This window comes from Pararhizobium arenae (assembly GCF_001931685.1).
Taxonomy (GTDB): domain Bacteria; phylum Pseudomonadota; class Alphaproteobacteria; order Rhizobiales; family Rhizobiaceae; genus Pararhizobium; species Pararhizobium arenae.
In genome coordinates, this window is sequence record NZ_MOOY01000009.1 from 138,425 (window position 1) to 159,544 (window position 21,120).

The 21,120-nt window shown below is 60.2% G+C and carries 23 protein-coding genes; 16 read left to right on the forward strand and 7 right to left on the reverse strand.

Translation table 11 applies throughout. The features are described from left to right. The first annotated feature begins 286 nt into the window (after window positions 1-286). Window positions 287-985: a corrinoid protein gene (locus BLX89_RS19945; protein ID WP_075292719.1), complete on the forward strand. Its 699-nt coding sequence runs from the start codon at window positions 287-289 to the stop codon at window positions 983-985. 106 nt (window positions 986-1,091) lie between these two features. Here the strand turns inward: BLX89_RS19945 and BLX89_RS19950 are convergent, their stop codons facing one another. Next, the gene (locus BLX89_RS19950) at window positions 1,092-1,250 is read right to left on the reverse strand and encodes an entericidin domain-containing protein (RefSeq protein WP_075292720.1); all 159 of its coding nucleotides are present in this window, start codon (window positions 1,248-1,250) and stop codon (window positions 1,092-1,094) included. 42 nt (window positions 1,251-1,292) lie between these two features. Between BLX89_RS19950 and BLX89_RS19955 the strand changes: the two genes are divergently transcribed. The 10 genes from BLX89_RS19955 (at window position 1,293) to BLX89_RS20000 (ending at window position 10,284) form a co-directional block, all read left to right on the forward strand. Next, window positions 1,293-1,904 (forward strand): DUF1638 domain-containing protein, encoded by a 612-nt coding sequence (locus BLX89_RS19955; RefSeq protein ID WP_245292874.1) that lies wholly within the window; start codon window positions 1,293-1,295, stop codon window positions 1,902-1,904. Between the two features lie 116 nt (window positions 1,905-2,020). After that, window positions 2,021-2,674 (forward strand): exopolysaccharide biosynthesis protein, encoded by a 654-nt coding sequence (locus BLX89_RS19960; RefSeq protein WP_075292722.1) that lies wholly within the window; start codon window positions 2,021-2,023, stop codon window positions 2,672-2,674. Window positions 2,675-2,684: 10 nt separating this feature from the next. After that, on the forward strand, window positions 2,685-3,449 hold the full coding sequence (locus BLX89_RS19965) for a formyl transferase (protein WP_075292723.1): 765 nt from the start codon (window positions 2,685-2,687) through the stop codon (window positions 3,447-3,449). Window positions 3,450-3,560: 111 nt separating this feature from the next. After that, window positions 3,561-3,863: a virulence factor gene (locus BLX89_RS19970; RefSeq protein ID WP_075292724.1), complete on the forward strand. Its 303-nt coding sequence runs from the start codon at window positions 3,561-3,563 to the stop codon at window positions 3,861-3,863. After that, entirely contained in the window at window positions 3,856-4,446 is a 591-nt protein-coding gene (locus tag BLX89_RS19975; RefSeq protein WP_075292725.1) for a methylenetetrahydrofolate reductase C-terminal domain-containing protein, read from the forward strand. The genes BLX89_RS19970 and BLX89_RS19975 overlap by 8 nt, the downstream gene beginning before the upstream one ends. Beyond that, a complete protein-coding gene (locus BLX89_RS19980) occupies window positions 4,446-5,540 on the forward strand; it encodes a methylenetetrahydrofolate reductase (RefSeq protein WP_075292803.1) in 1,095 nt (364 codons plus the stop codon). The genes BLX89_RS19975 and BLX89_RS19980 overlap by 1 nt, the downstream gene beginning before the upstream one ends. A 140-nt stretch (window positions 5,541-5,680) precedes the next feature. Beyond that, on the forward strand, window positions 5,681-6,649 hold the full coding sequence (locus BLX89_RS19985) for a methyltetrahydrofolate cobalamin methyltransferase (protein ID WP_075292726.1): 969 nt from the start codon (window positions 5,681-5,683) through the stop codon (window positions 6,647-6,649). A gap of 82 nt (window positions 6,650-6,731) precedes the next feature. Beyond that, on the forward strand, window positions 6,732-7,058 hold the full coding sequence (locus tag BLX89_RS19990) for a hypothetical protein (RefSeq protein WP_075292727.1): 327 nt from the start codon (window positions 6,732-6,734) through the stop codon (window positions 7,056-7,058). Window positions 7,059-7,128: 70 nt separating this feature from the next. Further along, window positions 7,129-9,129, forward strand: coding sequence for an ASKHA domain-containing protein (locus BLX89_RS19995; RefSeq protein ID WP_075292804.1), 2,001 nt, complete (start codon window positions 7,129-7,131; stop codon window positions 9,127-9,129). 72 nt (window positions 9,130-9,201) lie between these two features. Beyond that, entirely contained in the window at window positions 9,202-10,284 is a 1,083-nt protein-coding gene (locus BLX89_RS20000) for a DNA topoisomerase IB (RefSeq protein WP_083637726.1), read from the forward strand. A 34-nt stretch (window positions 10,285-10,318) separates the two neighbouring features. On the opposite strand, the gene BLX89_RS20005 is transcribed toward BLX89_RS20000, so the two are convergent. Continuing rightward, complete coding sequence (locus BLX89_RS20005; RefSeq protein WP_075292728.1) at window positions 10,319-11,203, reverse strand: LysR substrate-binding domain-containing protein; 885 nt, start codon at window positions 11,201-11,203, stop codon at window positions 10,319-10,321. A 97-nt stretch (window positions 11,204-11,300) separates the two neighbouring features. On the opposite strand from BLX89_RS20005, the gene BLX89_RS20010 reads away from it, so the two are divergent. From BLX89_RS20010 to BLX89_RS20020, 3 genes are all read left to right on the forward strand, one after another. Continuing rightward, a complete protein-coding gene (locus tag BLX89_RS20010) occupies window positions 11,301-11,510 on the forward strand; it encodes a hypothetical protein (RefSeq protein WP_158025970.1) in 210 nt (69 codons plus the stop codon). Window positions 11,511-11,612: 102 nt separating this feature from the next. Beyond that, window positions 11,613-11,840 (forward strand): hypothetical protein, encoded by a 228-nt coding sequence (locus BLX89_RS20015; RefSeq protein ID WP_075292730.1) that lies wholly within the window; start codon window positions 11,613-11,615, stop codon window positions 11,838-11,840. 409 nt (window positions 11,841-12,249) lie between these two features. Continuing rightward, window positions 12,250-13,254, forward strand: a complete 1,005-nt coding sequence (locus tag BLX89_RS20020) for a GlxA family transcriptional regulator (protein ID WP_075292731.1) — start codon at window positions 12,250-12,252, stop codon at window positions 13,252-13,254. A gap of 44 nt (window positions 13,255-13,298) precedes the next feature. Here BLX89_RS20020 and BLX89_RS20025 read toward each other — a convergent pair whose 3' ends face one another. The 5 genes from BLX89_RS20025 to BLX89_RS20045 all read right to left on the reverse strand — a co-directional run bounded on the left by BLX89_RS20025 (window position 13,299) and on the right by BLX89_RS20045 (window position 19,476). Next, window positions 13,299-14,591, reverse strand: coding sequence for a GGDEF domain-containing response regulator (locus BLX89_RS20025; protein ID WP_245292875.1), 1,293 nt, complete (start codon window positions 14,589-14,591; stop codon window positions 13,299-13,301). 263 nt (window positions 14,592-14,854) lie between these two features. Further along, window positions 14,855-15,688, reverse strand: coding sequence for a response regulator (locus tag BLX89_RS20030; protein WP_075292733.1), 834 nt, complete (start codon window positions 15,686-15,688; stop codon window positions 14,855-14,857). A 142-nt stretch (window positions 15,689-15,830) separates the two neighbouring features. Beyond that, window positions 15,831-16,094 (reverse strand): hypothetical protein, encoded by a 264-nt coding sequence (locus BLX89_RS20035; protein WP_075292734.1) that lies wholly within the window; start codon window positions 16,092-16,094, stop codon window positions 15,831-15,833. A 155-nt stretch (window positions 16,095-16,249) separates the two neighbouring features. Next, window positions 16,250-18,811, reverse strand: a complete 2,562-nt coding sequence (locus BLX89_RS20040; RefSeq protein WP_075292735.1) for a mechanosensitive ion channel family protein — start codon at window positions 18,809-18,811, stop codon at window positions 16,250-16,252. A 122-nt stretch (window positions 18,812-18,933) separates the two neighbouring features. After that, on the reverse strand, window positions 18,934-19,476 hold the full coding sequence (locus BLX89_RS20045) for a DUF924 family protein (RefSeq protein ID WP_075292736.1): 543 nt from the start codon (window positions 19,474-19,476) through the stop codon (window positions 18,934-18,936). 204 nt (window positions 19,477-19,680) lie between these two features. Here BLX89_RS20045 and BLX89_RS20050 point away from each other — a divergent pair, with 204 nt between their 5' ends. Together BLX89_RS20050 and BLX89_RS20055 are read left to right on the forward strand one after the other, a co-directional pair. Next, complete coding sequence (locus BLX89_RS20050) at window positions 19,681-19,959, forward strand: hypothetical protein (RefSeq protein ID WP_075292737.1); 279 nt, start codon at window positions 19,681-19,683, stop codon at window positions 19,957-19,959. 133 nt (window positions 19,960-20,092) lie between these two features. Next, complete coding sequence (locus tag BLX89_RS20055) at window positions 20,093-21,118, forward strand: sulfate ABC transporter substrate-binding protein (protein ID WP_075292738.1); 1,026 nt, start codon at window positions 20,093-20,095, stop codon at window positions 21,116-21,118. Window positions 21,119-21,120: the final 2 nt, after the last annotated feature.

Genomic DNA, 21,120 nt, shown 5'->3' on the forward strand with positions numbered 1-21,120 from the left:
ACCAAGGCATGCCTGCCGGACGGGTCTTAATGCGTCGCCGGATGGCGCAAGCCCGACAGGCCCGAAATGCAGATTGCGACACGTCGTCTTACCGCGTCGTTTTCAAGCGCGCCTGATAAAATATTGTTTTCCCATGCACAACGCCCACGGCAATTCCAGCGCCGGGAAAGCTTCGTCGTTTTTCATCGCATGCGACGTCGCAATCGAAAAGAGCTTTTGCGGCGGCGAAAGCTAAGTATAGTGCCAGTGTCGGGTGATATCCCGCCGGGAACCGAGGAAACCTATCATGGCAGATGACGATATCATTCTCGAGGAGCTTTCCGATGAAGAGCTCGTGCAGCAGATGCACGACGACCTCTACGACGGATTGAAGGAGGAGATCGAGGAAGGCACGAATATCCTGCTCAGCCGCGGCTGGGCGCCCTACGACGTGCTGACCCAGGCACTCGTCGAGGGCATGCGTATCGTCGGCATCGACTTCCGCGACGGCATCCTGTTCGTGCCGGAAGTTCTGCTGTCCGCCAACGCCATGAAGGCCGGCATGAACATCCTGCGCCCGCTGCTTGCCGCCACCGGCGCGCCGAAGCAGGGCAAGATGGTGATCGGCACGGTCAAGGGCGACATTCACGACATCGGCAAGAACCTCGTCGGCATGATGATGGAAGGCGCCGGCTTCGACGTGATCGACCTCGGGATCAACAATCCGGTCGAAAACTATCTGGAAGCTATGGAGCGCGAGAAGCCGGATATCGTCGGCATGTCGGCGCTGCTCACCACCACCATGCCCTACATGAAGGTCGTGATCGACACGATGAAGGAAAAGGGCCTGCGCGACGACTACGTCGTTCTCGTCGGCGGCGCACCGCTGAACGAGGAATTCGGCAAGGCCGTGGGCGCCGATGCCTACTGCCGCGACGCCGCGGTTGCGGTGGAAACGGCCAAGGACTTCATGAAGCGCAAGCACAATCAGCTTTCGGGCGCCTGATCGCCCGCACGCATTGTTACGCAAGAAAGCCGGCCACACCATGAACGGCGTGGCCGGCTTTCTTATATTCGCCCGTGACGGGAATGGGCGAACTAGCGGTCAATCATCAGTTGGCTGCGCGTTCTACGCTGCGGCCGGCATCCTGGGTGGCATCGACGGCATTTGCCGTATCCTGTCCCACGCCACGGATCGTGTTGCCGCAGGCGCTGAGCGTGGTGATCGAGAAGAGCACGATACCGATGGTGGCGATGGTCTTTGCAGTCATGGTAGGGTTCCTTACACTGAGACAGGACATTGGAGAGACATGATGATGTCGCTCGCAGAACGCACGAAACGCGAAAAAGTTCACATCATCGGTTGTGGCGCGATCGCGCGCGAAATTCTGGCCGTCTGCGAGGCGAACGGGCTCGATCACATCGACCTCGTCTGTCTGCCCGCCATCTGGCACAACACGCCCGACAAGATCACCCCCGGGGTCAAGGACGCGATCGAAAAGGCCCGCGCAAAGGGTTTCGAGCGCATCTTCGTCGCCTATGCCGATTGCGGAACAGGCGGCATTCTGGACCGGCTGTGCGAAGAAGAAGGCGTCGAGCGCATCGCCGGACCGCACTGTTATTCCTTTTTCGCCGGCAATGACGATTTTGCCCGCCGCTGGGAGGACGATTTCACGTCCTTCTTTCTGACCGACTTCCTCGTCCGGCAATTCGAAGCTTTCGTCATCGAGCCGCTCGGCCTCGATCGGCACCCGGAACTGCGCGACATGTATTTCGGGCATTACAAAAAGCTCGTCTATCTCTCTCAGCGGGAAGACGAAGACCTGCAAGAACGGGCGGAAAAAGCGGCGGAGCGGCTTGGGCTTGCCTATGAGTACCGCTTCACAGGTTATGGCGACCTGGCATCCGCACTGAAAAGCGCCTGAATCGGCAACGCTTCGTTAGGCTTAAGGTGAGTTTGGCCACCTGCCCGCCTCCCCCTTAATTCCATCGTAATCGCCGCCCCGCAGACTTGGCCCATAAACAAAAAAGGGCCACGGGGATGACAGACATTTTTCTCGGTGCGCAAGCCCGCGCACAGCAGACCAAGGCAGCGCAGGCCGCGGATCATGCGCAACTTTCCGACATCCTGCACGATCTTGCCGCCCGCTCCGGGCCAAGCATTACGCTGCGTGATCTGTCGATCGCCATGCAGGACCGTTCCTTCGGCGCGTTCCTCGTCGTTTTCGCGCTTCCAAACCTTATCCCCCTGCCCCCCGGCGCAACCTTCATTCTCGGCCTGCCCTTGATCTTCATCGCCTGGCAGATGGTCACCTCGCGCGACAACCGCATCCACCTGCCGAAGCGCATGGGCGACTATGCCTTCGATCGAGATTCCTTCCGCACGCTCGTATCCCGCATCACGCCCTGGCTCAGACGGGCGGAAACACTGGTAAAACCGCGCCTCTGGTTTGTCAGCAGCCGCCTGTCCGAACGGTTGATCGGCGTGCTCGCACTCATCCTCGCGATTATCATTTTCCTGCCGATCCCGTTCGGCAACTGGCTCCCGGCCTTCGCACTCGCCGTCATGGGCTTCGCCCTCACCGAGCGTGACGGCTTGGGCCTGGCAGCCAGCCTGGTGATCGGCGCCGCCTCCCTCGTGCTGGTCGGCACGCTCGTTTTTGCCGCCGGCGCATTGCTGACCCTGATCTTCTGAGAGACCGGATATGGAAAAGCCAATCCTCGTCGTCACCGCCGGTGGGCGCAATCCGCAGATCCTGATCAATGCGCTGGCCGAGCGCTTTTCCGATGTGTCGGTGCTGGAAGAACAGCCCGAATCGAAAAAGCTTTTCCTCAAACGACGGGCGAAGAAGCTGGGCTACATCACCGCTGCCGGCCAGTTTGCGACCATGGCCGCCTCGAAATTCGGTAAGCGTTTCACCGAAAAGCGTGCCGAAGAGATCGTTCGCCAATACGGCGTCAACGACGCGCCAAACGACACCATTCCGGTAACGCGGATCGACAGTATCAATTCGCCGGAGGCACTGTCGCATATTGCGAGGCTGCGTCCGGCCGCGATCTTCCTTGTCAGTTGCCGCATGCTGACCCCGGCCACGCTGGCCGCCATCACCTGCCCCGTCATCAACTTCCACGCCGGCATCAATCCGCAATATCGCGGCCTGATGGGCGGCTACTGGGCTCGGGTTAGGAACGATCTCGATAACTTCGGCTCGACCGTGCATCTGGTCGACGCCGGCGTCGATACCGGCGGCATTCTCTACCAGCAGCGCATCACGCCGGCCAGAAACGACAGCATGCACACCTATCCGCTGCTGCAGACCGCCGCCGCAACGGGCATCGCCATCCGCGCGGTGGAAGACGCGCTCACCGGCAGGCTCATGCCGCAAACAAGCGATGCGCCCTCGCAGCAATGGTATCACCCGCCGATCTGGACCTGGGCCTGGAACGGCCTGACCCGCGGCATCTGGTAACAATCCTCAGCGATTTTTGAGAGGTCGCTTTTGGACACGTCCCGCGTCGTGCCAAGATGCGCCCGCTTGCGCCGAGTTGCGCATTGTCGGACCAGAGGAGAACAGACGCGCATGGCAGACCGCATTATCGTTTACTGGCGCGATATTCCCGCGCAGGTCATCATCAAGCAGGGCCGCAAAAACGCCAAGCGCGAGCTTTCGCTGCGCTTCACGGAAGCCATCGACATGGCCGCGATGCGCACGGGTGCTGCCGAAACCGACGATTACCTCGCGGAATGGCGCAAGGCCGATCCGGTTCCCGTCTCCGACGACCTCGAAGCCGAAGCCGACGAGGCCGCAGCCGAAATCGAGGCGGCCTATGACAAGGAGCGTCTGGTCGCGCTGGTCAAGGCCGGGGGCCGGGACAATGTCTGACCTCAAACCAGCAGACAAACCCGTGAAAGGCAATGCCGCACCGGCGAAGAAAGCCACGACCGGCGCCTATACGCCCTCCGGTGTTTCGCCGAACCGTCGCGCTCGCCGCAGCTATACGATCCGTCTCTGGTCCGTCCGCCATTCACGCTTCCTCGAATGGTTCTACCACCGCTTCGCCGATCTCTTCCTGCTGCTGCATCCGCTGTGGAAGGCGCTGGGCTACAACCGCGTCGAAGCCCCGATCACCTTCGTCGAGCGTAACGTCAAGGGCCTGCTGTTCGACTGTCGCATGTGCGGTCAGTGCGTGCTGTCGTCCACGGGCATGTCCTGTCCCATGAACTGCCCCAAGCAGTTGCGCAACGGGCCTTGCGGCGGCGTACGGGCCAACGGCAATTGCGAAGTCGAGCCGGATATGCCCTGCGTCTGGGTCAAGGCCTGGGAGGGTTCCAGGAACATGGTGAAGGGCGATGCGATCATGAACGTGCAGAAGCCGGTCAACCAGTCGCTGCGCGAAACCTCCTCCTGGCTGCGCGTCACCGCGCAGGCTGCAGAGGCAAAAGAAGCCGCCGCAAAGGACGCATGATGGCCCATATCGACGAAAACCCGCTCGGCCGCCATCTTCCGCTTGATCCCCTGCCCGGTCATTCCTCGCGCGGCCGTCTGGAGCGCGTCCTGCGTCGCGGCGAATTCGCGGTCACTGCCGAACTCAACCCGCCGGACAGCGCCAATCCCGACGACGTTTACGAGCGCGCCGCGATCTTCGATGGCTGGGTGGACGGCATCAACGCCGTCGATGCCTCCGGCGCCAATTGCCATATGTCGTCCGTCGGTATCTGCGCCCTGCTGACACGCATGGGCTATGCCCCGATCATGCAGATCGCCTGCCGCGACAAGAACCGCATCGCCATTCAGGGTGACGTTCTGGGTGCCGCCGCCATGGGCGTGACCAACATCATGTGCCTGACCGGCGACGGCGTGCAGGCCGGCGACCAGCCGGGCGCAAAGCCGGTCTTCGACCTCGACTGCATGTCGCTGCTCGAAACCGTACGCACGATGCGCGACAATTCGAAATTCCTGTCCGGCCGCAAGCTGACCACGCCGCCGCAGGTCTTTCTTGGCGCCGCGATCAATCCCTTTGCGCCACCCTATGATTTCCGGCCGCTCCGGCTCGCCAAGAAGATCGAGGCCGGCGCCCAATTCGTCCAGAGCCAGTATTGCTTCGATGTGCCCATGTTCAAGCGCTACATGGACCGCGTGCGCGATCTCGGCCTCGACGAGAAATGCTACATCCTTGTCGGCGTCGGGCCGATGGCGTCGGCCAAGACCGCCAACTGGATCAGGAACAACGTGCCAGGCATCCACATTCCCGATGCGGTGATCAAGCGGCTGGAAGGCGCACAGGATCAGAAGAAGGAAGGCAAGCAGCTCTGCATCGACATCATCAACGAGGTGAAGGAGATCAAGGGCGTCTCGGGCATCCATGTCATGGCCTACCGGCAGGAAGAATATGTCGCGGAAATCGTCCACGATTCGGGCGTGCTGAAGGGCCGCACGCCCTGGAAGCGCGAGCGCAATCCGGGTGACGATACGGTGCAGCAGCGCATAGAGGATCTGAAGGACGGCAAGACGGAAAATCAGGAACAGATGGCAGAGACTGCAGCACATCATCCGCACTGAACCCGACTTGCCCCCCGGAAACGCCGGAAAACGGGGTTTTCCACCACAAACGAAACAATCGGGCACGGCGAAGGGCCTGGCCTTTTGACAATCCACCCGGGCGCACTACTAAGAAAGCGCTCGCCCACAGAGGATCAGACATGACCCGTACCATTGTTGCCTCCGCCACCCGCGAAATCATCATCGGCTTCGATCAGCCCTTCTGCGTCATCGGCGAGCGCATCAACCCGACCGGCCGCAAGAAGCTCGCCGCCGAGATGATCCAAGGCAATTTCGATACGGTCATCAAGGATGCGCTGGAGCAGGTCGCCGCGGGCGCCACCATGCTGGACATCAATGCGGGCGTGACCTCCGTCAATCCGAACGAAACCGAGCCGGGCCTGCTGGTCCAGACGCTGGAAATCGTTCAGGGCCTCGTCGATATCCCGCTCGCGATCGACAGCTCCGTCACCGCCGCTATCGAAGCCGGCCTGAAGGTCGCCAAGGGCCGCCCGCTGGTCAATTCCGTGACCGGCGAGGAAGAAAAGCTCGAAGCCATCCTGCCGCTGGTCAAGAAATACGACGTACCGGTCGTTGCCATCTCCAACGACGAGACCGGTATCTCGATGGACCCGGACGTGCGCTTTGCCGTTGCCAAGAAGATCGTGGAGCGTGCCATGGACCATGGCATCAAGCCGCACGATATCGTCGTCGACCCGCTGGTCATGCCGATCGGCGCGCTGGGCGATGCCGGCCGTCAGGTGTTCCAGCTGCTTTACCGGCTGCGCAACGAACTGAAGGTCAACACCACCTGCGGCCTCTCCAATATCTCCTTCGGCCTGCCGCATCGCCACGGCATCAATGCCGGCTTCATCCCCATGGTGATCGGCGCCGGCATGACGTCCGCGATCATGAACCCCTGCCGCCCGCAGGAAATGGAAGCCGTACGTGCCGCCAACGTGCTGAATGGCACCGACCAGAACTGCACCAACTGGATCATGACCTACCGCGACCACAAGCCGGCGGAAGCCGGTGCCCCCGCAGCCGCGGCGTCTGCTGCTCCGGCAGCGGGTGGCGGTCGCCGTGGTGGACGTGCAGCCCGCGCCGGCGCCGGCGCACGCTCTGAATAAACAGGAGGCGCCAGAAGGCGTCTCATCTCACGACATGCTGTCCTCCGGTCCACATGGGGGACAGAACCAGGAAAGAAAGAATATGTTTTTGAGTGCAGAGCTTCTGAAAGAGGTCGCAAGTTTCTGGTTTCAGGCGCCGCTGGTGATGTCTTCCCGTCTGAGAGACTTTTCGACCGCCACCGCCAGCGCTGCCGAGACGAATCGCATGGTCACGGAAAAGCTCTCGGCAGCCGCCGAAAGCTTCGTTGCATTGAACACCGCAATCCTGAAGGAAGGCATCGACGCCGTGGCGTCGCTTTCGACCGGAAGCTGTTCCAGCGTCATGGACGCCTCCGATCGCCTTGCGGTCGCGGCGCTCAAACCCTACGGCAAACGCATTCGCGCCAACGCCCGTCGCCTTGCCAAGTAAACCTCTGGCGAAATAAAAGGACCCCATCGTGTCGCCCAAGGAAAACCGCAGCGATCCCCTCGTGCTCTTCATGCCCTCCGGCAAGCGCGGTCGTTTCCCGGTCGGGACACCGGTGCTGGATGCGGCTCGCTCGCTCGGGGTCTATGTGGAAAGCGTCTGCGGCGGGCGCGCGACCTGCGGGCGCTGCCAGATCACAGTGCAGGAAGGCAACTTCGCCAAGCACCAGATCGTCTCGAAGATCGAGAACCTGTCGCCCAAGGGGCCGAAGGAAGAGCGCTACGAGCAAATTCGCGGCCTGCCGGAAGGCCGCCGTCTTTCCTGCTCTTCGCAGATTCTCGGCGATCTCGTCGTCGATGTGCCGCAGGATACGGTGATCAATGCGCAGGTGGTGCGCAAGGCTGCAACCGACCGCGTCATCGAGCGCAACGCCGCTGTCCAGCTCTGCTATGTCGAGGTCGAGGAACCCGACATGCACAAGCCGCTCGGCGATCTCGACCGCCTGAAGGCCGTGCTTCAGAAGGATTGGGGCTGGAAGGACCTGCTGATCGCCCCGCACCTCATTCCGCAGCTTCAGGGCATCCTGCGCAAGGGCAACTGGGCGGTGACCGCCGCCATCCACCGCGACATGGATAGCTCGCGCCCGTTCATCGTCGGCCTCTGGCCGGGCCTCAAGAACGAAGCCTACGGCATCGCCTGTGACATCGGCTCGACGACCATTGCCATGCACCTCGTCTCGCTGCTCTCCGGCCGTATCGCCGCCTCCTCGGGCACATCCAACCCGCAAATTCGCTTCGGCGAAGACCTGATGAGCCGTGTCTCCTACGTGATGATGAACCCGGATGGTCGCGAGGCCATGACCAAGGCCGTGCGCGAGGCCGTCAACCAGCTGATCGGCAAGGTCTGCGAAGAGGGCAATGTCGATCGCCACGATATTCTCGATGCCGTCTTCGTCGCCAACCCGATTATGCATCACCTGTTCCTCGGCATCGACCCGACGGAACTCGGGCAGGCACCGTTCGCGCTCGCTGTTTCCGGCGCGCTGCAATACTGGGGCCATGAAATAGACCTGGACATCAATCGCGGCGCGCGCGCCTATCTGCTTCCGTGTATCGCTGGCCACGTCGGTGCGGATGCCGCCGGGGCGACCCTTGCTGAAGGACCCTACCGGCAGGATCGTATGATGCTGCTCGTCGATGTCGGTACCAATGCCGAAATCGTGCTCGGAAACCGTGAACGCGTCGTCGCCGCCTCCTCCCCCACCGGTCCGGCCTTCGAAGGTGCAGAGATCTCTTCAGGCCAGCGCGCGGCTCCCGGCGCAATCGAGCGCGTGCGCATCGATCCGGTGACGCTGGAGCCGCGTTTCCGTGTGATCGGTGTCGACAAATGGTCGGATGAGGATGGTTTCAGCGAGGCCGCTGCCGCTGTCGGCGTGACTGGCATCTGCGGCTCGGCGATCATCGAGGTCGTCGCGGAAATGTACCTCTCCGGCATCATCTCGGAGGATGGCGTCGTCGATGGCGGCATGGCCGAGCGCAGCCCGCGCATCATCCAGAACGGTCGCACCTTTTCGTACCTGCTGCATGACGGCGACCAGCGCATCACCGTGACGCAGAACGACGTGCGCGCCATCCAGCTCGCCAAGGCAGCGCTCTATGCCGGCATCAAGCTGCTTATGGAAAAGCAGGGTGTCGAGCATGTCGATACGATCCGCTTCGCAGGTGCCTTCGGCTCTTTCATCGATCCGAAATACGCGATGGTGCTCGGTCTGATCCCGGATTGCGATCTGGATGAGGTCAAGGCCGTCGGCAATGCCGCCGGTACCGGCGCGCTGATGGCGCTCCTCAACCGGGGCCACCGCCGCGAGATCGAGGAAACCGTCAAGAAAATCGAGAAGATAGAGACGGCGCTTGAATCGAAATTTCAAGAGCATTTCGTCTATGCCATGGCGATGCCGAACAAGGTCGACAGGTTTCCGAAGCTTGCCAGCGTCGTGACATTGCCGGAACGAAAAGTGCTTTCGGACGATGGCGGCGAAGGTGGCGGACGCCGACGCAGACGCAGCCGCGAATAGGCGAGGCAGAACGGACGCAAAATGTGAAGGATCCCCGGAACTCCGGCTCGCTTTCTGCGTTTTGGCGACACTGTGGATCAAGCTGTCGCCCTCAAAACCCTCATCGATCAGAACAATGCCGCCCTCGAGGCGGCGCAGGAACTCGTGTATCTCGCAAACCTTGAACGCGGCATCATCCGCAAACAGGGCAAACGCGGATTTCTGTATTACGACCACGATGGCAAACGCATAACCGACCCGGACGAACTGAAACGCATCGCCGCACTTGCCATTCCACCGGCCTACACGGATGTCCTGATCTCGCCCGATCCCTTAAGCCACCTGCAGGCGACAGGCTACGACCAGCGGGGGCGCAAGCAGTATCGTTATCATCCCCAATGGCACGTCGAGAGAGGCCGTGACAAATTCGCACTTCTTCCCACCTTCGCGGCAGCTCTCCCCCGCATACGCGAAAAGGTCGATCGTGATCTGAGGCAACGAAAGCCCGGCCTTGAGAAGGCACTGGCAACCGTTGTGCTTCTACTCGACAGGCTTTTTATCCGCATCGGAAATCCCGTCTATGCCGCCGAGAACGGCTCCTTCGGCTTGACGACCTTGAAGAACCGGCATGTGAAGATCGAAGGATCCAGCGTGCATTTCAACTTCAAGGGTAAATCCGGCAAGGAATGGCGCCTAAAACATACGGACAGGCGCATCAGCCGCGCGATCCAGACCCTGCAGGAGTTGCCCGGCCAGCAGCTGTTCCAGTATCTCGACGAGGACGGAAAGCGTCATTCCATCCGCTCGCAGGATGTAAATGCCTATATACGCGAGGCCGCCGGCGCCGACTTTTCCTCACGCCAGTTCCGGACCTGGGGCGCGACCCATATGGCGGCAACGGCCTTGGCCACGATGGAGCCTCCGACGAGCCAGCGACAACTGAAACAACAGGTCAATGCCGTGATCGATGAGGTCGCATCAAGGCTGGTCAACACGCGTGCCGTCTGCCGCTCGTCCTACATCCATCCGCGTGTCTTTGAGGATTTCGAGACGGGAGCCCTGATGGAACTGGCGCGCATGCGCGCCAGCCGCAGCACATCCTTGCTGCGCTGGATGGAAGAGGACGAAATCCGCGTCATGCGGTGGCTGAGGCAGGCCGCAGAAAGCGCCGGTTAGCGGCGGATGCGCCGCTACCAAGCCATCGTCCGGATCAGTTGAGCGCGATAAACGCGGCCCGCACATGCTCTGCCACGGCCAGCACCGGCGCCGGCGCATCCTCTATCACCTTCAGGCCGATATTATATTGGCCAAGCTCCGGCAGGCCTTCCGCATCACCCAGCTCCACAAGTTCGCCCTGCACGAGGTAACGCGGCAGCGGCGCGATGGCGAGGTCTGCCTGAATGGCCGCTCTCTGGCCGGTGGTGTGCGCGCTCAGGAACGCGACCCGGAAGCGGCGGCCGGCCCGTGACAGACGCTCGACGGCGTCCGCACGCCAGACGCAGCCGTCCTCCCACATCGAGACCGGCAGCGGGTCCTTGGTATGGGCCGTGCCGCAGCGGATGCCCGCCCAGACCAGCTTTTCCTGCACCAGAATTTCCCCGGCGCTGCTCTCGTCATCGAAGAAGCTGTTGTAAATGACGATATCCATGCGGTGCTCGTCCACGCGCTTGCGCATGACGTTGCTGGTGCCGATCGTCACGTCCACCGTCACGTTGGGATAGGATTCGGCGAAACGTTTCAGCACTTCCGGCAGAATGCGCTCGCCGATATCCTCCGGCGCACCGACCCGTACGATGCCGTTCATATCCGGCAACAGGAAGCGCGAGACCGCTTCGTTGTTCAGCGCCAGCATGCGCCGGGCAAAACCAAGCAGCACCTCCCCTTTTGGCGTCAGCGACACGGACCGGGCATCACGCAGGAACAACACGCAGCCCAGCGTCTCCTCCAGCTTCTTGATCTGCATCGATACGGCCGAGGGGGTTCGATAGACGGTTTCAGCCGCCGTCGTAAAATTGCCGGTCTCGGCGATGGCGACGAACGTCTTCAACACGTCGAGTTCGAGGAGCGGCAGCACGTGCCGGAGCATCATATTCATAGCGACCTCATCTATCAGTTTTTCTGAAAGATAACTTGATTTCATTTCGTTTGATTGAACATGCATGCGCGCTCATAGTCAAGGCATACAGTTGAGATTGAAGGAAAAGGCCATGCGGAACACCGCCTCGAACATCCCTTCGCCCCCACTGGCTATGGAAGATGCAATCCGCTCGCTCACGAACTGGGCTCTCAAAAAGATTGCAGAACAGCGGGTGACGGCAACGCGGCGCCTGACGCAGGAAGAAATCGGAAAACTTCCGGAAAACCTGCGCCAGGACATCAGCAGCAAGCATCAAGAGAAGTGATGAAAGACATCAAATATATTCTCTTGAATGATGAATGAGGTTGCGGCATTACAGTTTCATGGTCGCGACCTTTTGACGAACTCTCAAAAGGAAACCAGTACAATGTCAGTTCACAGCTTCGAAACCTCCCATGGTTCACCCACCGGTGTCGCAGGCGTTCTTCATGGCGTCAGCGGCTTGAGCCATCGCATGCTTGCCTCCTGGCGCCGTCACCGCGCCGAGCGGGCTCTCGAAGGCCTTTCCTTCGACACGCTGAAGGATATCGGCTTTCCGTCCGCCGATGGTCTCGTAAGACATAACGTCGCCAAGGCGGATTCAGCGACACGATGACGTCGACTGCACAGAACAAGACAGCCTCCCATCCTCCCAAAGACTGCAGCTGTTGAAGAAGGGCATTCCCACACGATCGGAATGCCCTTTTTGCTTCCAGACGCATGTCGCAGTTGGAGTGGCCTGTTTCCGACACCTGCAGAGAGGATGCAGCGGCCCCCACGCAGCGATCGCAAGTTGCCGGTTTCGGAATTTTTCGTCAAACACTTCAAAGACGACATTTTTGTCGTTTGCAGCGCAATAATCAGGCAAGCTTACGATATTCTGATGCCATATTAGGCAACCCGCCGGGCATGCCGCAGAATAAACACTATGCAGTCGCAGCCGTCCATGCCAATGTCGCAATCAGGCAAGCCGTTTGTCCGGCTTTACCCTGAACTGAGCTATCCGTAGCGCATGGAACTCGCCGATGACCAAGCCCCTTTCCAAGAAGCGTTCTCTTGTTTTCTTCCTCGTGCCGAACTTTTCCATGCTGCCGTTTTCCGCGGCCATCGAGACGCTCCGCATTGCAAACCGCATGCTGGGCTATGAGGCCTACACATGGCGCCTCGCCTCGACCGATGGCCAGCAGGTGCTGTCATCGAGCGGTATCGGCATCGAGGTCAACAGTTCCCTGATGGACGAGCGCAAGTTTCTCGGCAACGAGAACCGCCCGTCTATGGTTCTGGTCTGTTCCGGCATCTATGTCGAGGATTTCCAGAACAAGTCGGTCAATGCCTGGCTGCGTGAAGTCTATAATCGCGGCGTCTCCGTCGGCAGCCTCTGTACCGGCGCGCATGTGCTGGCGTCGGCAGGATTGCTGACCGGCAAGCGCTGCGCGATCCACTGGGAAAACCTGCCCGGCTTTGCCGAGACTTTCCCACAGGTGGACGTCTATGCCGATCTTTATGAAATCGACAGCAACATCTACACCTGCGCCGGCGGCACAGCGTCCCTGGACATGATGTTGAACCTGATCGATCAGGATTTTGGCGAAAACCTCGTCAACCGGGTTTGCGAACAGGCCCTGACCGACCGCGTTCGTGGCCCGCACGACCGCCAGCGTCTGCCGCTACGCGCCCGCCTCGGCGTCCAGAACTCCAAGGTTCTGTCGATCATCGAACTTATGGAAGGCAATCTTTCCGAACCGTTGTCGCTGCTCGATATCGCAGACAGCGCCGGCCTGTCGCGCCGCCAGATCGAACGCCTCTTCCGCCAGGAAATGGGTCGCTCGCCTGCACGCTACTACCTCGAAATCCGGCTGGACCGCGCCCGCCATCTGCTGGTGCAATCGGCCATGCCGGTGGTTGAAGTGGCCGTTGCCTGCGGCTTCGTCTCCGCATCGCACTTCTCGAAGTGTTATCGCGAACTCTACAATCGCTCACCCCAGCAGGAACGTGCCGAACGCAAGCTGACGCTCCAGACCGCGCGATAAACGCGGTCTGCAATACAGTTGGCTGTGATTGAAGACGATGAGCGTCAGGCGCTCATCGATTGCAGCAGCGTCAGCTCGGAGACGATCCGGTTGCGGCCGTTGTATTTGGCCATGTAGAGAAACTGATCGGCGGCGTTGAGGTAGTTGTCGAAGGATTCCTGTGTTTCGACAGTCGCAAGCCCGATCGAAACGGTCACGGTCAGTTCCTCGTCGTCCGCCGTCACCTTGGCCTGCGCCAGATCCTCGCGCAACATCTCGCAGAATGAATTGGCGTCCGACACGGCAAGATTGTTGAAGAGAATGCCGAATTCCTCCCCACCCAACCGCGCCAGAAGGTGAGCTTCGCCGACAAGGCTGCGAAGACGCCCGGCCACGGCCTTCAACACGAGATCGCCGACTTCGTGCCCATAGGTGTCATTCAATCGCTTGAAATGGTCGATGTCGAGAATGGCGATCGAGGTGGATTGTCCCCGACGCAGACACTGCTCGACAAGGCGTGGCCCGTGCTGGAAGAAATGGCGCCGGTTGTAGATGTCGGTCAGGTAGTCGCGTGCCGCGATGTTGTGCAGCATCTGGATGCGCCGTCGTATGTTGGCGACGTGGTAGATCCGGCTGTTGAACTCATCGACCAGAAAAGGCTTCGGGATAAACTCCGTGCCGCCGTTCTGAAGGAAGCGGGCCGCTTGCTGCCGATCGTCGCCGCCCGCCAATGCCACGACGCTGACGCCGTCCTCGCCATGCCGTTGGCGGATTTCCGCAAGCAACGTGTGGGCGGTCATATCCGACAACACAAGATCCGTCACGACAACATCGATGCCCTCGAAGCTGTCGAGCGTCGCCAGCGCGCCGGCGCCATCCACGGCCTGCGAAACCTGAAACTGCTGCTGGCGCAGCATGGTGAGCAGTTCCGAACGTGATTCCTTTTTCGAATCGACAAGAAGCACATGGGTCGAAGTATTCGTCAGCACCCTGTCGACCACCGAGATGACCTGGCTGATCGAATCCGGCTGGCTCTTGATCACGCAGTCCACCACACCGCGTTTCAAGACCTCGCTTTGGGTCTCGTCGTTGAAGCTGCCGGTGAACACGATCGCCGCGATCCCATGGGACGTTACGTAATCCAGAGCCTCGCAATTGGGGCCATCCGGCAGGTTGAGGTCCAGGACGGCGACCGCAAATTCACCGGGATTGTCGTCTATGGCCATTCTGGCCGCGGCAAAGGTCGAGCAATGGGTAACGGAAAGGCCATGCAGCGTCTCCAGGCCATGCTTCAGCACGGTCGAAAACATGCGGGAATCCTCGATCAGAAGCATGCGTCTGTCGGCATGCTTCTGCACGTTGCTATCCCGCCCCGGCCCAATGCGAAAGCTCACGTTCCCGCCAATCTGAAGTGAGCCGATGCGTCTCGTTTTGAACGTCAGCTCTTATTTGTATCGTGAAGGGCAGCGCTGATTTCCTCTCGCGCAACCCCTCGATTCTCCTTGATGCAATCAAAACGACTGCCGATTGCGATTTGGTTAAAGTACCCCGTAAAAACAATGGTTTTACGCAGGGATACCTGATTTTTTGCAACGCCCGGTCGAAAAAGTTGCAAAGCCGCTCAGGCGCGCTTGGCAACCTTCGCACCGAGGCTCTGGATTTTCGTCAACGTGTCCAGATTTTGGTTCACGCGGCAATAGAATTCCTCGTTGATGAACGGCCGCATCATGAAGTCGTTGCCGCCGGCTTTCAGGAAGCGGGCCGAGAGCAGACGGTTCGATGAGGATGAAACGCCGATGATGCGCAACTGGTGCGGTCCGTAGCTGCTGCGAATGCGCCGTGTCAGCTCGAACCCGTCGATGTCCGGCATGTTGTAGTCCGTGATGACCAGAGCGATATCCGGATTTTTCTTCAGCGTTTCCAGTGCGACCGCGCCGCTTTCTGCGGAACTGGTCCGGAAATTGTAGCGCTTTAGCTGGGTCGTGAGCAGTGCGCGCGCCGTCGGGCTGTCATCGACGATGAGCACATGATGCCGGTGGTTCGTCAGAAACCGGCATACGGATTCCGCCAGCAGATCCACCGCAAACACGTTGTCCTTGATGACGTAATCCACGACATCCTTGGCCAAGAGCGCATCACGCGTGCTCTCCTGGTAGGTGCCGGTGAAAACGATCGTCGGGACGCTCATATCGATGAGATAGGAAAGCGCCTCGCCGTTTTCGGCGCCCGGCAGGTTTATGTTTGAAATCGCCAGCGTTGCCGGAAAAGTGGCATTCTCGACGGCAAACTGAAGATCGTCATAATCCTTGCAGACGATCACATCGATATCGAACAGCTCCTTCAGCCGCTTCGACACCATTGCCGAGAAAAGGTTGGAGTCTTCAGCAAGCACAATACGGTACTGCTGCAAGGATTCACCGGAATAATACATCCCGGACACGCCGAAAAATGACATCGATCGCCCATCTGAAAGGATTGTCCCCGCAAACAAGCTACGCCGAAAGCTTTTCGCAGTCGTTAATCGACCGCTGAAATAAGACCGCAAGTTGTTTTCGGTTATTTTCAGCGCGCCGGGGGCGCCAGGAGCGCCGGCCTCGTCAGTTCACCACGGCGGAACCGTTGACGATATCGACGTTCTCGCTGCCGTCGAGACCGATACGGTCGCCGCTCGGCGTCGTGACGAAACAGCCGTTCGGGCATAACGCTTCGGTACTACCCGGGCCGATCGCGACTTCCATCCGGCTTTCGCCCTCGACGATGACAAGAACCGCAGCCTCCGCATCCTTATTCGTGATGTTTGCGCAAAATGCAGGCTGCGCCACAGCGGCAACCATCAGACAAGCAGCGAAAAAACGCTTCATCGACACACCGGCACGCTCCGTGCCGCCCCCAAGACGCACCCGACCCGCTTTGGGCCAGGATGCAGGCCACCCAGCCGAAACAGAATAGACGCCGTTTCCCGGGAATGCCTAGAGATATAATCAGGCCGTGCTGAATGAGGGCTGAATAAGCCCGATCAGGTGTCGGAGGCGTCGCTTGTGCCGGTGCCGACAATACGGCGCGGACGGCGGCGATTGGCGCTGCGTGCCTTTGCTTCCTCCGCAGCGGGAGCCAAGGCCTCGGGTGCCGGCACATCCTGATTTTCGTCGTCTTCGGCCTGCGTCTCAGCGGTCGTCGCCCCGGCCTCGCCTTGGATGTTGAAAGGTTTGCCCAGCCCTTCCGCCTGGAAGCGCTCGAAAATGGCAAGACGCAACTCGTTTCTCACACCGGTTCCGTTGACGATATCGGCGAGATAGATGCGCAGTTCGAACGTCATGGTCGCATCAGCGAAGGCGACGAAGACCGCGATCGGCTCGGGGTTTTTCAATACGAGCGGATGGGCGTCGGCGATCTCAAGCAAAACGTCCATGATCCGGCGCGGTGCCGCCTCATAGCCGACGACCACGGGAATATCCGTTCGCCCGAGCTTGTTGCGGTGCGTCCAGTTACCCACCGGTGCGTTGATGAACATGGAGTTCGGCACCATGATGGTCTGGCGCTGGAAGGTCTCAATTTCGGTCGCGCGCACGGAAATCCGCTTCACGAACCCTTCCGTTGTGCCCGTCACCACCCAGTCGCCCACCTTGAACGGCCGCTCGACAAGCAGGATCAGCCCCGACACGAAATTCGAGACGATATTCTGGAGGCCGAAACCGATGCCGAGCGACAGGGCGCCGGCCACCAGGGCGAGGTTCGAAAGATCAAGGCCCGCCGCCGAAATGCCGATCAGCCCCGCAAGCCCTACCCCCAGGTAACCGACACCGGTCTTGATCGAGTTCCGGACCCCGGCATCGACGCGACTTCGCGCCAGAACGCTGCCGTCGAGCCAGCGTTGAAAGGCCCGCGTAGCAAAGTAACCGGCAACGAAGAACAGGATGCCGGCGACGATGCCGACGATGGAAATGGTGATGCTGCCGATACGAATATCGGTAAAGAAGCGAAAGGCCCAGGACTCGATGTCGGCGACCTTGAAACCCCATTGCAGGAGGATGAGGGGCACGAAGAAAAGAATGACGAGGGCATAGACCGTGAGGCCCAGAAACAGGCCGGCCTGATCCAGCGCCACCTGCTCCAGCTTGAAACGCTGTTCGAGATGGCGCCCGACGATGGTGCCTGCCAGGGCATTCTGCTTGGCGATCGCCTTGCCGCTCAGGATGCCGATATACATGGTCACGAAAATCGCGCCGGTCGTCACGATCTGATTGGCGATGAAGCGGCCAAGCCCCACATATCCGGAAAGGGCCGTCAGGATCAGCCCCGCTCCGATCACGACAAAACCGACGGACATGGCGCGCGGCCAGGGTTCGCCCAGACTCTCGGATTTGTCGGGGCCCGGCACCATCGGACGGATCAGCGCCATCGACATCAGCACGAGACCGATAATGACCGTGGCGATGAAACTCTTGGCGACGGTCAGGAGGATCGGCGAACTGAGGACCTCGCTGATCTTCCCGAAGAAATAATCGAGCCCGTTGACGAGCGTCATGACCAGGATCGCCTGAAACAGAAGGGAGGCGCCCCGATCGGACACGCGCACGAGCCGCCATGCCGGATTGCGCGGTGCAAGAACCGCGCGCGCCAGGCGCAGCACAAAGGTCAGCGCCACGCCAAGGCCGAGCGCCACCGAAACAAGCGGCGCAATATCCGGACGAAGGACATTGAACGTGTTGAGAAAAAAGTATGTAGACGCGGCAAAAACGGTGGCGACAAGCGTCGGCACCATCGTCGTCCAGAATGCGGCTGTGAGCCGGGTGATGTAGCCCGGCTCCTCGAGCTCGGCACGACGCCTCGTCAAGGGATCGAGAATCCGCCGGGTAGCGGTCACCAGCACCAGCGCTGCACACAGGGAAAGGAAGATGGAGGCGAGCAGCGCGAAACGCTTGTAGCTCCAGGCAAAGGTGAGCCAGCTCCCGACCGTGCGCCGAAACGCCTGCCCCTCGGTGACAAGCGCCGCAGACGCGTCGCGGAACATATCCCAGGAAATTTCGCTATGCTTCAGAAGAGCATTGGTAAACAGGTCACGCCGGATAGCGGTGACGGAATTGGAAAGCTTCGTCGCCTGGATGGAAAGATTTTCCGCCGAACCGGTGAGCGCATTGATGGCCCCGCGCTCTGCGGCGAGCCGTTTGCGCTCCTCCGTGACGACATCGGCCTCAGGCGGCGCGCCTTCCGCCGGCGGATCGCCGAGTTCGGTCAGCCGTGCCTTGATTTCGTCGAGGCGCGGGCGTGTCGATACGGAAACACCGATGATGCGCTTGCCGACGGCATCGATTTCCACCTTGAGTTCCGCGAGCTTGCTATCGTCTTCGCGCGCCTTGTTGACAGCATCCGTCAGGCGCTGGAGATCCTGGGTTGCCTGGTCAAGCTGCTGGGTTGCCTGATCCGATGCCGGCGCAACCGCGGGCTCCGCAGCCGGCTGGCTCTGTTGCGTCTGCTGTGTCTGTGGCTGCTGAACCGGCTGTTGCTGCTGCGCGTTGCCCGGAACGGCAAAGCCAAGCGAGAAAGCAAGGAGCAAGGCGGCGCGAAATCGAAACGTCATCAGCAGTAACAGGTCCTTTTGAAGGGCCGCCCGGCGGGCATCCCGGAATCAATGGCATTCATCGCTGCGTGCATAGGATTTATCGCGCCGCGATGCAAAAGCCCTGCCCTCCGTCAGCGGCATCAGAAACTTGATCCCGGCTGGGTGAGAAACGCAAGCTCGGCTTCGGTCGAAACCCGCCCCAGAATCAGGTTGCGATGCGGGAAGCGACCGAAACGGCGAATGATCTCGCAATGCCTGATGGCAAAATCGAGGTAGCGGGGATCGGCGAGATCGGAAAACAGACGCACGGAGTCCATCTGGTCCCGCAGATCCTCCGAATGCTCGAACGGCAGATAGAAAAACGCCCGTTGATCCACCGACATCCCGTGATCGGCACCGGCGTCAAGCGCCAGCCTCGCTTCGCGCAAAGCCAGACAATCGGTTGCAAAGGCGAGCGGCGAAGCCCTGTACATATTCCTCGGCAACTGATCGAAGAGGATGATCGTCGCCAGCCGCGCCAGAGGCGTCGCCCGCCAGCGGTCGTCGAGATGACGCGAAGCGGCAAGATGCGTCAGGCGAAAGCGACGGTCGCACTGGGCATCCAGCGCGGAATCGGGCGCGAACCATGCCTCCGGGGAGAGTTCATCGAACCAGAAGCTGACAATCTCTTCCGGAGCGCACATACCATTTGCATCGGGCACTGTTGGTTCCTCGTTTTCGGATTTGGCTGAAACTGCCTGCGCCAACACATAGCATCGCCCTGCGGTCTTTCCACTCTCGCATGCGTCTCTCTCACACCGCACCGCCGCGCCAATCTGGCAGAAACCGCGTGGCGCGCTATGTCCGATGGATTAAACTATAATGGTCACCCATCACGGAGTTGCATCATGAAGAAGATCCTTGCCGTGGCGCTCGGCGCCTTGTTCGTGACATCGTGCGTGGCAGGAGACGGAGGCCCGGGCCTGGAGCCCATCCCCGGAAGCATCACCTATAGCGGCCAGCCACGGACCAAACTGACCAAATCGCCCATCGGCAGTACCTTCACGCACTATTTCTACGGCCCGTTCGGCGAGCGGATCGAAGAAATCTACAGGATCGAGCCGGATCGCAGTCTGAAGATCGTGTCGCGGCAGGAACAGGACATTTTCTCGGCCATCAACGACTAAGACGGCAAATTGTTTTCCAGAGACCTCCTCTGTTGGGGCACGACTTTTCCCGGCGGGCAAGCAGAACAAAAAGTTCTGCGTTATAATATCCTACCTAATGAATAGAGTATGCCTGCTAACAACGGAGGTAGACATGCGAGGGAATTCAGTTTCCAAACTCATCACGGCGGCCCTGCTGGCCACCGCAATGCAGATCGGCAGCCTGGGGATGGCTCATGCCGACACGACTATTCTCAATGTCTCCTATGACCCGACCCGTGAACTCTACAAGGAGTTCAACACGGCTTTCGCCGAAAAGTGGAAGACCGACACGGGTGAGACGGTAACGATCCAGACCTCGCATGGCGGCTCGGGCAAACAGGCCCGCTCCGTGATCGACGGCCTTGAAGCCGATGTCGTAACGCTGGCGCTCGAAGCCGATATCGACGCGATCGCCAAGGAAAGCGGCAAGATCCCGGCGGACTGGAAGACCAAATTCGAAAACAACAGCGCACCCTACACCTCGACCATCGTGTTTCTGGTGCGCAAGGGCAACCCGAAGGGCATCAAGGACTGGGGCGACCTGATCAAGGACGATATCCAGGTTATCACGCCGAACCCGAAGACCTCGGGCGGCGCACGCTGGAACTTCCTGGCGGCCTGGGCCTGGGCGCGTGCCCAGAACAACGGCGATGACGCCAAGGCGCAGGAATACGTGACCGAACTGTTCAAGCATGTTCCGGTTCTCGACACCGGCGCACGCGGCTCGACCACGACCTTCGTCCAGCGCGGCCTCGGAGACGTGCTTCTCGCCTGGGAAAACGAAGCCTATCTCTCGCTTGAGGAACTTGGGCCGGATAACTTCGACATCGTGACGCCCTCGATCTCGATCAAGGCTGAACCGCCGGTCGCCCTCGTGGACGGCAATGTTGATGCCAAGGGCACCCGCAAGGTGGCGGAAGCCTACCTGCAGTATCTGTATTCGGATGTAGGGCAGAAGCTTGCCGCCAAGCACTACTATCGCCCCTTCAAGCCGGAGGTGGCCGACCCCGAGGACACCAAACGATTTGCGGATGTCAAGCTCGTCACTATTGACGAATTCGGCGGATGGAAGGAAGCTCAGCCGAAATATTTCGGGGATGGCGGGCTCTTTGACCAGATCTACAAGCCGGGGCAATAATT